Annotated in this window: 11 protein-coding genes and 5 tRNA genes; 11 read left to right on the top strand and 5 right to left on the bottom strand. The window is 69.4% G+C overall.

Annotation, left to right across the window (positions count from 1 at the left end; all coding sequences use genetic code 11):
* Positions 1-310: 310 nt before the first annotated feature.
* From OG905_RS12600 to OG905_RS12585, 4 genes are all read right to left on the bottom strand, one after another.
* Positions 311-892, bottom strand: a complete 582-nt coding sequence (locus OG905_RS12600) for a GTP-binding protein (protein WP_266488710.1) — start codon at positions 890-892, stop codon at positions 311-313.
* Complete coding sequence (locus tag OG905_RS12595) at positions 873-1277, bottom strand: DUF742 domain-containing protein (protein WP_142213456.1); 405 nt, start codon at positions 1275-1277, stop codon at positions 873-875. The genes OG905_RS12600 and OG905_RS12595 overlap by 20 nt, the downstream gene beginning before the upstream one ends.
* A gap of 122 nt (positions 1278-1399) precedes the next feature.
* On the bottom strand, positions 1400-1813 hold the full coding sequence (locus tag OG905_RS12590) for a roadblock/LC7 domain-containing protein (RefSeq protein ID WP_142214992.1): 414 nt from the start codon (positions 1811-1813) through the stop codon (positions 1400-1402).
* A gap of 9 nt (positions 1814-1822) precedes the next feature.
* A complete protein-coding gene (locus tag OG905_RS12585; RefSeq protein WP_328667951.1) occupies positions 1823-5392 on the bottom strand; it encodes a sensor histidine kinase in 3570 nt (1189 codons plus the stop codon).
* Positions 5393-5974: 582 nt separating this feature from the next.
* On the opposite strand from OG905_RS12585, the gene OG905_RS12580 reads away from it, so the two are divergent.
* The 11 genes from OG905_RS12580 to OG905_RS12530 all read left to right on the top strand — a co-directional run bounded on the left by OG905_RS12580 (position 5975) and on the right by OG905_RS12530 (position 11343).
* The gene (locus tag OG905_RS12580) at positions 5975-6148 is read left to right on the top strand and encodes a hypothetical protein (RefSeq protein WP_328667949.1); all 174 of its coding nucleotides are present in this window, start codon (positions 5975-5977) and stop codon (positions 6146-6148) included.
* Positions 6149-6255: 107 nt separating this feature from the next.
* Positions 6256-7047 (top strand): fumarylacetoacetate hydrolase family protein, encoded by a 792-nt coding sequence (locus tag OG905_RS12575; RefSeq protein WP_328667948.1) that lies wholly within the window; start codon positions 6256-6258, stop codon positions 7045-7047.
* The gene (gene gltX / locus OG905_RS12570; RefSeq protein ID WP_328667945.1) at positions 7040-8515 is read left to right on the top strand and encodes a glutamate--tRNA ligase; all 1476 of its coding nucleotides are present in this window, start codon (positions 7040-7042) and stop codon (positions 8513-8515) included. The genes OG905_RS12575 and gltX overlap by 8 nt, the downstream gene beginning before the upstream one ends.
* 109 nt (positions 8516-8624) lie before the next feature.
* Positions 8625-9344, top strand: coding sequence for an HAD family hydrolase (locus OG905_RS12565; protein ID WP_328667944.1), 720 nt, complete (start codon positions 8625-8627; stop codon positions 9342-9344).
* Between the two features lie 86 nt (positions 9345-9430).
* Positions 9431-9502: transfer RNA gene (locus OG905_RS12560), tRNA-Gln, on the top strand.
* A gap of 21 nt (positions 9503-9523) precedes the next feature.
* A tRNA-Glu gene (locus OG905_RS12555) sits at positions 9524-9596 on the top strand.
* Positions 9597-9679: 83 nt separating this feature from the next.
* Positions 9680-9752: transfer RNA gene (locus OG905_RS12550), tRNA-Glu, on the top strand.
* A gap of 16 nt (positions 9753-9768) precedes the next feature.
* Positions 9769-9840 (top strand) — tRNA-Gln (locus OG905_RS12545).
* A gap of 21 nt (positions 9841-9861) precedes the next feature.
* Positions 9862-9934, top strand: a tRNA-Glu gene (locus tag OG905_RS12540).
* A gap of 97 nt (positions 9935-10031) precedes the next feature.
* The gene (locus OG905_RS12535; RefSeq protein WP_328667942.1) at positions 10032-10385 is read left to right on the top strand and encodes an STAS domain-containing protein; all 354 of its coding nucleotides are present in this window, start codon (positions 10032-10034) and stop codon (positions 10383-10385) included.
* The gene (locus OG905_RS12530) at positions 10375-11343 is read left to right on the top strand and encodes an MEDS domain-containing protein (protein ID WP_328667941.1); all 969 of its coding nucleotides are present in this window, start codon (positions 10375-10377) and stop codon (positions 11341-11343) included. The genes OG905_RS12535 and OG905_RS12530 overlap by 11 nt, the downstream gene beginning before the upstream one ends.
* A 156-nt stretch (positions 11344-11499) precedes the next feature.
* Here the strand turns inward: OG905_RS12530 and ndgR are convergent, their stop codons facing one another.
* The gene (gene ndgR, locus OG905_RS12525; RefSeq protein WP_058942291.1) at positions 11500-12216 is read right to left on the bottom strand and encodes an IclR family transcriptional regulator NdgR; all 717 of its coding nucleotides are present in this window, start codon (positions 12214-12216) and stop codon (positions 11500-11502) included.
* Between the last annotated feature and the right edge of the window lie 107 nt (positions 12217-12323).

The following is a 12323-nucleotide window of genomic DNA, read 5'->3' as shown; positions in this document are numbered from 1 at the left end:
CCTACGCTGTGCCGTGTTTCGTTCAGAGCTCTACTACTCGGGAGTTTCGTCGAATTCCAGCACGCGGAGGGGCCCCGTTCCAAACAGTTGGAATTAGCCATTCCGTGTGTGCAGACCCGGGATATTTCGGGCATAGAGAGCAAGTACCGTCAAATTGCGGGGCAAATGTGAGCGCAGGGACACCGGCCGGATGCACCGGGTGGCCGAGCCATCTTAATTCTCTGTCGAAACGTTATGAACACGAGGGCGGACCGTGTCAAAGGACACAGTCCGCCCACGCATAACTACGACAACTGCCGTATGTCGGTGTCTACTTGAGGCGGGCCATGAGGGCATGCTCCACCAGCGTGATCAGCGCGGACTTGGCATCGGCGCGATGACGGGCGTCCGTCGTGATGATCGGGGTGTCGGGGCCGATCTGCAGCGCTTCGCGCACTTCCTCGGGATTGTACGGCTGGTGTCCCTCGAAGCCGTTGAGGGCGACCACGAACGGCAGGCCGCTGTTCTCGAAGTAGTCGACCGCCGGGAAGCAGTCGGCGAGGCGGCGTGTGTCGACGAGGACGACGGCGCCGATGGCGCCGCGGACCAGGTCGTCCCACATGAACCAGAAGCGGTCCTGTCCGGGCGTGCCGAACAGGTACAGGATCAGGTCCTGGTCCAGGGTGATACGGCCGAAGTCCATGGCCACCGTGGTGGTGGTCTTGTCTCCGGTGTGCGTGAGGTCGTCGATGCCCGCGGACGCAGACGTCATCACGGCTTCGGTACGCAGCGGGTTGATCTCCGAGACGGCGCCGACGAACGTGGTCTTGCCCACGCCGAAGCCGCCCGCCACCACGATCTTCGCGCTGGTGGTCGATCGGGCTGCACCGCCGCTAGAGCTTGCGAAGTCCACTGAGCACCCTTTCGAGCAGTGTCACATCCGGCGTGCCGCCGGCCTCTCCGTTGCCCGGCTGATGGATGGCCACCATGCCCGCCTCCGCCAGGTCGGCGACGAGGATACGGGCAACCCCGAGCGGCATCGACAGCAGTGCCGAGACCTCGGCCACCGACTTGACCTCACGGCACAGGTGGCAGATCCGCTGGTGCTCCGGCAGCAGCCCGGCCAGGTGCGCCGGGTCGGCCGTGGTGCTGACCAGTGCCTCTATCGCGAGCTGGTAGCGCGGCCGCGTCCGGCCGCCGGTCATGGCGTACGGACGGACCAACGGCTGATCGCCTTCTCCGTACGACGCGTCGACTGAGGCGCCGTACGGATCGTGAGAGGCGGGTGGCGGGGTCATGAATCCTCCGGGCGTGACAGCAAGTGGTCTGCGTGCCGTCTGAGTGGAGCCGGTGGGGGGCCTGTGGGCGGCCTGACGGTAACTGTGCGGTGGCGCTATCTGCCTCGTGGGGGAGGCGGATTTCAGTGCAGCAGGCTCCCCTGGAGCTCGGCGCGCAGGTCCGGAGTGAGGACGCTGCCCGCCCGGTCGACCAGGAGGGCCATCTCGTAGCCCACGAGGCCGATGTCGCACTCGGGGTGTGCGAGCACGGCCAGCGAGGAACCGTCGGAGACGGACATGAGGAACAGGAAACCGCGCTCCATCTCGACCACGGTCTGGCTGACCGGGCCGCCTTCGAAGATCCGGGAGGCGCCCGCGGTCAGCGAGGTCAGCCCGGAGGCCACGGCCGCCAGCTGATCGGCGCGGTCGCGCGGGAAACCTTCTGACATTGCCAGCAGAAGACCGTCGGCGGAGACCACCACTGTGTGGGACACCCCGGGGGTGTTGTCCACAAAATTAGTGATCAACCAGTTCAGATTCTGCGCCGCCTGGCTCATCGGGCTCAACTAGTGCTCCTGCTGGTGAGTGGGGCCGAGGTTGAAGCTGCCGGTCGTCGAATTCTGCTGACGGCCCTGCTGAATGCCACGACGGAGATTGGTCAGCCGGCCGCGTACATCATCGGGTGCACGCGAAACCTGCGGTCCGGATTGGTGGTTCTGCTCCTGGGCGGTGCCCGGCACAAGGTTGGCGCGCGGGACCCGACGGGGCAGACCAGAGGTGGTGACGCCGCCCGCCGCGGGCTTCCTGACCCGCTCGGCCTGGCGTACCAACTCGTCATTGGGCGAGGAGCGCCATGCGGCACCACTCGCGTTCGGCGCGTTGCCCGGGGTCGCCGGGCTCTGCGCGGGGGCGCGCTGCGGCATCGGCGGAACGGGACGCTCCGTCGGCTGCTGCGGGACAGCTGCCGACGGTCCCTGCGGCTGCTGCTGAGCGGGCTGACCGCTCTGCGGACCGTGGAACCAGTTCGTCTCCAGCGTGTCGTACAGCGGCGTACGGCCGTCGCCGGGACCGGCGGGCGGCAGCGCCTCGGGCTGCGGCTGCGGAGGCAGCGCATTCGCGGGGCGCGGGGCGCGGAAGCCGTCCTGGCCACCGCGCGGACGCGGAGCCTGGGCGGGAGCGGGCGGGGCGTTGAAGTCCGGACGCGCGAACTGCGCGGTGGACGCCGGGTCCTGCGAACCGGCGCCCGAGCCGTTCACGTCCGGGCGGGCGTACTGGCCCGTGGACGAGGAGTCCGGAGCGCCGAACACGTCGGGCCGTACGAACTGCCCGGTGGCACCTGCACCACCGCGCGGCGGGCCCGCGTTGTAGTCGGGCCGCGCGAACTCCGACGTCGAGCCCGGACCGCGCCCGGAGTCGCTGTCCTCGTGTCCGCGCGGCGAGTCCGCGGCATGACGCTGCGGGGCGCCCTGCTGCTCGTTGCCCCAGCTGGTGGCCTGCGGGCGCTGCGGGCGCTGCGGCTCCTCGCGCCGGGGGCTGCCGGGCAGCTCGGCGCGCGGACCGCCGGACGCCGGCAGCTGGCGGCCGCGGTCGCCCGCGCCCGGTGCACTCTGCGGGAAGCCGTTCTGCCGCTCGTTGCGGGCCGGAGCATTCTGCGCGCCGCGTCCCGCACCGGAGCCGAAGGCCCCGGCGAGACCGCGGCCACCCTGACCCTGGGAGGCCTGCTGGCCCGGAGCACCGTCACGGGCCGGCAGCGCGGCACGCGCACCCGAGCCCGCACCGACCTGGCCGCGCGGCGCACCGGCACCGAGCCGACCGCCCGCGGGAGCCCCCGCGGGACCAGCACCGGGGCCGCCGCCGAGACCGGGACGGTTTCCGCCGCCCGCACCGCCGGGACGGCCGCCGATACCCGCCGGACCACCCGGCGCCGGGGGAACGGCGCCCTGGCCGCCCGCACCGGGCATGCCGGTCGGAGGCTTCTTGCCACCGTGGGCGACATCGACGGGGAGCATGACCAGCGCGGTCGTACCACCGGAGTCGGAGGGGCGCAGCTGGATGCGGATGCCGTGTCGCAGGGACAGCCGGCCGACCACGAACAGACCCATGCGGCGCGAGACCGAGACGTCCACGGTGGGCGGCGACGCCAGCCGCTCGTTGATCGCGGCGAGGTCCTCGGGGGAGAGGCCGATGCCGGTGTCGTGGATCTCGACCAGCACACGGCCGTCGGGCAGCGCGTGACCGGTGACGCGGACCTTGGTCTGCGGCGAGGAGAAGGAGGTCGCGTTCTCGAGCAGCTCGGCGAGGAGGTGCACGAGGTCGTTGACGACGCGTCCGGCGACCTCGGTCCCGGGAACCGAGGCCAGTTCGATGCGCTCGTACTGCTCCACCTCGGAGGCGGCGGCACGGAGCACGTCGACCAGCGGGACCGGCCGGGTCCACCGGCGGCCCGGCTCCTCGCCCGCGAGGACGAGGAGGTTTTCGCCGTTCCGGCGCATACGGGTCGCGAGGTGGTCCAGCTTGAAGAGGGAGGACAGCTGGTCCGGGTCGGCCTCGCGGGACTCCAGCTCGGAGATGAGCGAGAGCTGACGCTGGATAAGACCCTGGCTGCGGCGCGAGAGGTTGGTGAACATCGCGTTGACGTTGCCCCGCAGAAGGGCCTGCTCGGCGGCGAGGCGGACGGCCTCGCGGTGCACGTCGTCGAAGGCCGCGGCCACTTGGCCGATCTCGTCCCGGGAGTGCACACCGACGGACTCGACGGAGGTGTCGACGTCCTGCGGGTCCGACTCGGACAGCTGCTTGACCAGCTCGGGCAGACGGTCCTGGGCGACCCTGGTCGCGGTGTCCTGCAGCCGGCGCAGCGAGCGGATCATGGAGCGGGCCACGACGAAGGCGCCCACGAGGGACACACCGAGGACGATGAGGATCAGCGCACCGTTGATGATCGCGTCGCGCTGCGAGGCCTCACGCAGCTCACGGGCCTTGCTCTCCATCTGACCGAGGAGCGTGGCCTCGATGGTCTTCATGGCGTTGATGCGGACCGTGTCGTCGTCGGTCCAGTCCAGGTGCGAACGAATGGGCTGGGACGCCAGACCGTTCTTGGTGTCGAGCACGCGCTTGGCGTAGAGCTCGGACGCCTCGATGGTGGGGTTGCCGTCCTCCATCGGTTCGGTCAGCTCGTCGGCGTTGAGGCCGGAGGACTCGTAGACCGCCTTGAAGGCCTTGAGCTCGGTTTCGCCGCTCTCGCGGGCGGCCTGGCCGTACTGCCGGTCGGACTCGGTCAGGCCGGGGATCCTGCTGTTGTCACCGACCGGGAGCGCCGCGGCGATGACCGCACGCTGGATGGAGGCGTACTCCTTGGCGGACGAGAAGGCCGCCAGAGCGCGGGTCCGCTTGATCATCTCCGGGTTGTTCGTCGCCTGCGCCATGTCCTGGGACAGGCTCAGCAGGGCGTCGATCAGCCGACTGTACTTGTCGATGGTGAGGGAGGTCGGCTCCTTCGGCTTGTACGCGTTTGCGCGGATGCCGTTGAGCTCGTGGACCTGGACGGCGATCTGGTTCGCGTTGGCCCGGATGCTCTCCAGGGCCTCGTCCTCATCCGTGTTGGGGATGTCGCGGGTGGCCTCGAGGAAGGCGTTCCTGGCCCGGTCGGTCGCGGTACGGGGACCTGTGACCTTGAAGTCGGTGACGGCGGCAGGGTCGTTCGACAGCGGGCCCGCCGACAGGTCGCGCTCCGTCTGGAGCTGCGTCGCCAGCTCGGTCGCCTGCTTGGTCATCTTGGTGAGCAGCTGCATGTGATCCAGCTGCTTCATGTCTTCCATGGACTCGTTGATACGGAGTCCGCCCAGCGTGGTCGCCGCGACGACCGGCAGGGTCAGCAGGGAGACAAGGCGCGTGCTGATGCGCCAGTTGCGCAGGGCTATTCGCGACCCTGTGTCCGTCGGTCCCTTCGGCTTCAGCGGGGCCGTGGGCCTCTCGCCGCCGGGTGCCGCAGTGCCGGGGCGCGCGGCACGTTCGCCGCTGTCGCCGGGCGCTGCCGGTCCCTGGTTCTGGGTGTGCTGGGGCGAGGAGCCGCGGTCGGTCCCGCCGCGCGGCTCCTGTTCCGCCGCAGCGCTGCCATCCCTCTTGAAACGTCCCTGCACTAGCGTCGCAACCTCTGGACCAGGCGTCCCTCCGTTCTCACGGCGGGACGGTGTCGGCGTATCGGGGCGGAAAAACGGTGCCCCATGGTGGTCGTTGAGTGACCGGCGCTGCTCCCCCTTTCCCGCCGCCACTCGGCGCTGCGTTGCGCCCCTTGCGCGCCGGCCTGAAACCGCGGCGGTGCGTGGAATTCCAGCACAGTGCAGGATCTCCAACAAGAGCCGTGTACCGGCCTGTGACCTGGATGACTCGGTGTGAGCGTCGCGTCACAAGACGTAGAAGCGGTTCACGGATGAAACGGACGTTTCCGTACGAGTCGCTTAGGGGTGGGGGGTGTCCCAGTAGCGATGATCAGGAGCGGAATGGTCGCTTCAGTGGCGCAATGTCCGTTTCCCTCAACTGACTCGTCATCCGGAATGTCCGAATTGACCGTCAACTGGTGAGGAAACTCACACGTAGATCGCTGAGTCTTCCGGGCTTTCCCGGGGAATTGGATGTTTAGCCTGACGCTTTACAGGGATGGGAAATCCGTCAACCCGGCGTTAACCTCAGCGCCCGCACACCGACAAGGTCTGAAACAACCGATGAAGACGACGATGATGTTCCGCAACATAGCCAACCCCCGGCGCACCACGCTCGCGCACCTCACCGACGCGGACGAACTGCAGACGCCGGAACAGCTGGAGCACGCGATCGATCTTCCCATGCAGACGGCCAACCCCCGCCGCACGGTCCTGATGGACGCCCCCGCCCAGTAATACGCGAGGCGGTGCCCGCACCAATACGCGAGGCGGTCCTCGCACCCGCGTTAGCCTGGAGCGTCAGACTCCAGCCAGCGTCATCAAAAGAGGGGCACCCGCATCCCGTGCGCATCGCCAGGTTCTCCATCGACGGCAATGTGGCCTTCGGCGCGGTCGAGGGCGAAGGCCCCGACGGCCTCGTCCTCGACATCATCAAGGGCATCCCCTTCGCGGACTTCGAGCTCTCCGGCACCAAGGTCCCGCTGGCTCCCGGATCCAAGGACAGGGTCCGGCTGCTGCCGCCCGTGCTTCCCAGCAAGGTCGTGGCCTTCGGCCGCAATTACGCGGAGCACGCTGCGGAGCTGGGCAACGAGGTCCCGGACGCGCCGTTCGCCTTCTTCAAGCCGTCCACCTCGGTGATCGGCCCCGGCGACCCCATCGCGTACCCCTCCTTCTCGCAGGAAGTGCACCACGAGGCCGAACTGGCCGTGGTCATCGGCCGGATGTGCCGCGAGGTCCCGCGCGAGCGGGTCAAGGACGTCATCCTCGGATACACCTGCGCCAACGACGTCACCGCGCGCGACGTCCAAAAGCGCGAGAAGCAATGGGCCCGGGCCAAGGGCTTCGACAGCTCGTGCCCGCTCGGCCCCTGGGTGGAGACCGACCTCGACCCGAGCGACCTCGCCATCCAGTGCACGGTCAACGGCGAACAGCGCCAGCTCGGCCGTACGAGCCAGATGATCCACTCCATCGAGGAGCTGATCGTCAATGTCTCCGAGGCGATGACACTGCTCCCCGGCGACGTCGTCCTCACCGGCACACCGGCCGGGGTCGGCCCGCTCAACGTCGGCGACGAGGTCGCCGTCACCATTCAAGGCATCGGCACTCTCACCAACAAGGTGATCAAGCGTGGCTAACGCGAACGTCCGCGTACGTTTCTGTCCGTCCCCGACCGGCAACCCCCATGTGGGCCTGGTCCGCACCGCCCTGTTCAACTGGGCCTACGCCCGGCACACCGGCGGCACCATGGTCTTCCGTATCGAGGACACCGACGCGGCCCGCGACTCCGAGGAGTCGTACGACCAGCTGCTCGACTCGCTGCGCTGGCTGGGCCTGGACTGGGACGAGGGCCCCGAGGCGGGCGGCCCGCACGCCCCCTACCGCCAGTCGCAGCGGATGGACATCTACCGGGACGTCGCCGAGAAGCTGATGGCCGGCGGCTACGCGTACGAGTGCTTCTGCACCGCCGTCGAGCTGGAGGCCCGCCGGGACGCCGCCCGTCTGGCCGGCAAGCCGTCCGGTTACGACGGCACCTGCCGCAACCTCTCCGCCGAGCGCATCACGCGGTACAAGGACGAGGGCCGCCCGGCCATCGTCCGCTTCAAAATGCCCGACGTGCCGATCACCTTCACCGACCTGGTCCGCGGTGAGCTGACCTTCACCCCGGACAACGTGCCGGACTACGGCATCGTCCGCGCCAACGGCGCCCCGCTGTACACGCTGGTCAACCCGGTCGACGACGCGCTGATGGAGATCACGCACGTACTGCGCGGCGAGGACCTGCTCTCGTCGACCCCGCGCCAGATCGCGCTCTACAAGGCGCTGATCGAGCTGGGCATCGCCAAGGAGATCCCCGCGTTCGGTCACCTCCCGTACGTCATGGGTGAGGGCAACAAGAAGCTCTCCAAGCGCGACCCCCAGGCGTCCCTGAACATCTACCGGGAGCGCGGCTTCCTCCCGGAGGGCCTGCTCAACTACCTCTCCCTCCTCGGCTGGTCCTTCTCGGCCGACCAGGACGTCTTCTCGATCGAGGAGATGGTGGCGAAGTTCGACGTCGCGGACGTCAACGCCAACCCGGCCCGCTTCGACCTGAAGAAGGCCGAGGCGATCAACGCCGACCACATCCGCCTGCTGGACGTGAAGGCCTTCACCGAAGCGTGCGGCCCCTGGCTGCGGGCCCCGCACGCCAACTGGGCCCCGGAGCAGTTCGACCAGGCGGCCTGGGAGGCGATCGCCCCGCACGCCCAGACCCGGGTGACCGTCCTCTCGGACATCACGGCCAATGTCGACTTCCTCTTCCTGGACGCGCCGGTCGAGGACGAGGCGTCCTGGACGAAGGCGATGAAGGAGGGCTCCGACGCGCTGCTGCGCACGGCCCGCGAGAAGCTGGCGGACGCGGACTGGTCCAGTCCCGAGTCCCTGAAGAACGCGGTCCTGGCGGCGGGCGAGGAGCACGGCCTGAAGCTCGGCAAGGCCCAGGCCCCGGTCCGCGTCGCGGTCACGGGCCGCACGGTGGGCCTGCCGCTGTTCGAGTCGCTGGAGATCCTGGGCAAGGACAAGACGCTGGCGCGGATCGACGCGGCGCTGGAGAAGCTCGCGTCCTGAGCTCGGCTCATGCCGGTTCGCGCGGTCCTGTGGGACATCGATACTGCGTTCATCGGGGGACAACCCCGGAACCCCCAGCAGGGGGCGGCGCGGCAGGTACGGTCGGATCATGCCGATTCGCGCGGTCCTGTGGGACATCGACGACACGATCTTCGACTACGCCCGCGCCGACCGCGCCGGAATGCAGCGGCACCTCGAAGCCGAGGGCCTGGTGGACGGATACGACTCCGTCGACCAGGCCCTCGTCCGTTGGCGCGAGATCACCGACCAGCACTGGGCCCGCTTCTCCGCAGGTGAGACCGACTGGCAGGGTCAGCGCCGCGACCGCGTGCGGTCCTTCACCGGCCGGCCACTCGGCGATGCCGAGGCCGACGACTGGTTCCAGCGCTACATCGTGCACTTCGAGGCCGCCTGGTCGCTCTTCCCGGACGCCGTCCCCGCGCTCGACCTGCTCGCCGACGGATACCGCCATGCCGTCCTGTCCAACTCCTCGCTCCACAACCAGGACCGCAAACTGCGCGTCCTGGGCGTACGCGACCGGTTCGAGGCGGTCGTGTGCGCGGCCGAGCTGGGTGTGTCCAAGCCCGCACCCGAGGCGTTCCACGCGGCTTGCGAGGCCCTCGCGCTGCCGCCCGAAGAGGTCGCGTACGTGGGGGACCAGCCGGACATCGACGCACAGGGGGCCGTGGCCGCGGGTCTCACCGGTATCTGGCTGGACCGCACCGGTCTCGGAGGGCGTCCTGAGCTCACCCGAATCACCGGTCTCGCCCAGCTCCCCGGCCTGCTGCGGCGCGATACCCGTTTTGGAGCGCCGGACACCTTCGGGTAATGTTCTTCCTGCGCCGCCCGAGTGGGCCGAGAGGTCCGGCCGGAGAGCGCAAACCAAACAAACCCCCTCCAGGGGTTGAGTTTTGGTGGGCTATGGTGTAATTGGCAACACTACGGTTTCTGGTACCGTCATTCTAGGTTCGAGTCCTGGTAGCCCAGCTCGCAGAGATCTTCTGCAAAGCCCCCGTTGTGTAGCGGCCTAGCACGCTGCCCTCTCAAGGCAGTAGCGCCGGTTCGAATCCGGTCGGGGGTACAGATCCATCCTGCTGATCATCAGGGTCGCACCCGATGACCGCGCAGTGACATCACCCGGCTCTGCCGGGTGGGATCGCTAGGGCCCCCGTTGTGTAGCGGCCTAGCACGCCGCCCTCTCAAGGCGGTAGCGCCGGTTCGAATCCGGTCGGGGGTACTGGTCTAAACCACCATGGCCTATGGTGTAATTGGCAACACTACGGTTTCTGGTACCGTCATTCTAGGTTCGAGTCCTGGTAGGCCAGCTCGCGGAGCTCATCCGCAAAGCCCCCGTTGTGTAGCGGCCTAGCACGCCGCCCTCTCAAGGCGGTAGCGCCGGTTCGAATCCGGTCGGGGGTACGCATCGAAGAGGCCCTCCGCGCATCGCGGAGGGCCTCTTCGCGTTCTTCGCGTACGGACCTTCCTGCGGCGGCAGCCCCTGGCGGATACTCCGCGCATGGATGCTGTCGGCGCGGAACCTCTCGTACGTACCGCGGAGTTACGCATCTCACGCATCCAACAGCCCCCGGGGCTGAGGATCGAGGGCATCGTCGACGTCCATACGCACCGCCATCTGAGCGGCGCTCTCGACGTGATCGCCTCGGTCGAGGGGGACCTCCAACTCGACCTCTCCGGGCTGGAGTTTCTCGACCTCGGCGGACTGCGCCTGCTGATCGGCCTGGCCCGGACCCGAAAGCCGGGCGACCATGTGGAGTTGGCGGGACTCGCCCCGCATCTGCGGAATGTGATCGCGCTCGTGGGCTGGGACGACACGCCTGGTCTGCGGCTGGGAGACCACCGTGTCAACTGACCGAGTCCCGGGCCGCTTTGAGCACCAGGCCTGTCTGTACGGCGACGAGGAAGAATTCCTGGCGATGGCCGTGCCGTTCGCCGAAGAAGGGCTGGCCGCGGGGGAGCCGGTGCTCGCCGCCACGACCCCCGCGAACATCGCGCTCCTGCGGGACGCGCTGGGGGAGCGGGCGTACGCCCTCGACACCGCCGAGATCGCCTGCTTCGGCCGCCGGCCGGTGGACCGGGTCGCCGCTTTGCTGCGGTACACGGACAGCTTCCGGGCGCGGGGCCGCCCGGTGCGGATGATCGCCGAGACGGTGTGGGAGGGGCAGTGCACCCGGCAGATCAACGAGTGGAAGCGGCTGGAGTCCGGGCTCAATGTCCTGCTCGCCCACACCGACGCGCGGCTGATCTGCCCGTACGACACCCGCGGCGTGCCGGACCACGTCGTGGAGGCGGCCTGGGCGACCCATCCCCGACATGTGGTGGGGGACCTGGTGCTGCCCTGCGGCACCTACACCGAACCGGAGACCTACGCCGCGGCCCGGGACAGCCCGCTCCCGCCGCCGCCCCCGCACGCCGCGCTTCTGGAGCCACCGGCCTCGCTGGAAGCAGTACGGCGCTTCGCGCGGCTGCGGGCCGAGACGGCCGGCCTGAACGAGGAGCGCGTCGCACAGGCCGCGACCCTGGTGAACGAGGCGCTGACCTGGCTGCTCGCGCGCGGGGCGTCCGATGCGGAGCTGCGGGTCTGGGAGGAGCCGGGCGCGGTGGTCTGGGACCTGCTGGGCCTGGGGCGGCAGGCGACCTTGCCGGGGCGCTTCGCGGGTTTCGTGCCGCCGGGGTCGCAGCCGTCGGCGGACGACGCGCTGTGGCTGGTGCGGAGCCTGTGCGAGGCGGTGGAGATCCGTGCGGTGGCCGACGGCGGTCTGCGACTACGGCTCCGCTGCGCGGACGCGCGCGCCTTGCGGTGGCCATGAGGCCTCATGCGACCTTCGGCCGCATGAGGCGCGCGGTCTGGAGCGGAGCTCCCCACGCGGCGAAGCCGCACAATGTCACCGCCGGGAAGGGCGGCGCGAGCTGCGTCGATGTGCGGCTCTGCCGCGTGGGCCCGCCGCAGGCGAGGACGGCGGGGCTCAGCCCGAGCGCCGCAGCGCCTCGCTCAGGCGGCCCGCCGCGTCGATGACCGCCTGCGCGTGCATCCGGCCCGGGTGCCGGGTGAGCCGCTCGATCGGGCCCGAGACCGACACCGCGGCCACGACCCGGTTCGACGGCCCCCGCACCGGCGCCGAGACGGACGCCACGCCCGGCTCGCGTTCGCCGATCGACTGGGCCCAGCCCCGGCGCCGTACGCCGGACAGGGCCGTGGCCGTGAAACGGGCGCCCTGCAGGCCCCGGTGCAGGCGCTCCGGCTCCTCCCAGGCCATCAGGATCTGGGCCGATGATCCGGCCTTCATGGTGAGCGTGGAGCCGACCGGCACGGTGTCCCGCAGTCCGGACAGCCGTTCCGCCGCTGCCACGCAGATACGCATGTCGCCCTGCCGGCGGTAGAGCTGCGCGCTCTCGCCCGTCACATCGCGCAGATGCGTGAGTACCGGTCCCGCCGTGGCGAGCAGCCGGTCCTCGCCCGCCGCCGCGGCGAGCTCGGCCAGCCGCGGGCCGAGGATGAACCGGCCCTGCATGTCCCTCGCCACCATCCGGTGGTGTTCCAGTGCCACGGCAAGGCGATGTGCCGTGGGTCGTGCAAGCCCTGTCGCCGCGACCAGCCCGGCGAGGGTGGCCGGACCGGACTCCAGAGCGCTCAGTACCAGAGCTGCCTTGTCGAGAACGCCGACGCCGCTAGAGTTGTCCATGCAACGATATTCACGTCTCACACTGTGAAACGCAAGTTCAAATTTCCCGGGAACTTGCGACTCTGTATTCGCGGCCCGCGGACCAACGGGCTCTGCACAAGATCTCT

It is taken from the genome of Streptomyces sp. NBC_00322, assembly GCF_036147535.1.
GTDB lineage: Bacteria > Actinomycetota > Actinomycetes > Streptomycetales > Streptomycetaceae > Streptomyces.
The sequence above is the reverse complement of the archived record's forward strand: the minus strand, read 5'-3'. Positions and strand labels throughout refer to the sequence as shown.

Bases quoted from the DNA above. Each gene is read 5' to 3' on its own strand.
- OG905_RS12595 (WP_142213456.1), bottom strand. From the start codon at position 1,277: ATGACCCCGCCACCCGCCTCTCACGATCCGTACGGCGCCTCAGTCGAC.
- OG905_RS12590 (WP_142214992.1), bottom strand. From the start codon at position 1,813: ATGAGCCAGGCGGCGCAGAATCTGAACTGGTTGATCACTAATTTTGTG.
- OG905_RS12580 (WP_328667949.1), top strand. From the start codon at position 5,975: ATGAAGACGACGATGATGTTCCGCAACATAGCCAACCCCCGGCGCACC.
- OG905_RS12565 (WP_328667944.1), top strand. From the start codon at position 8,625: ATGCCGATTCGCGCGGTCCTGTGGGACATCGACGACACGATCTTCGAC.
- OG905_RS12535 (WP_328667942.1), top strand. From the start codon at position 10,032: ATGGATGCTGTCGGCGCGGAACCTCTCGTACGTACCGCGGAGTTACGC.
- ndgR (WP_058942291.1), bottom strand. From the start codon at position 12,216: ATGGACAACTCTAGCGGCGTCGGCGTTCTCGACAAGGCAGCTCTGGTA.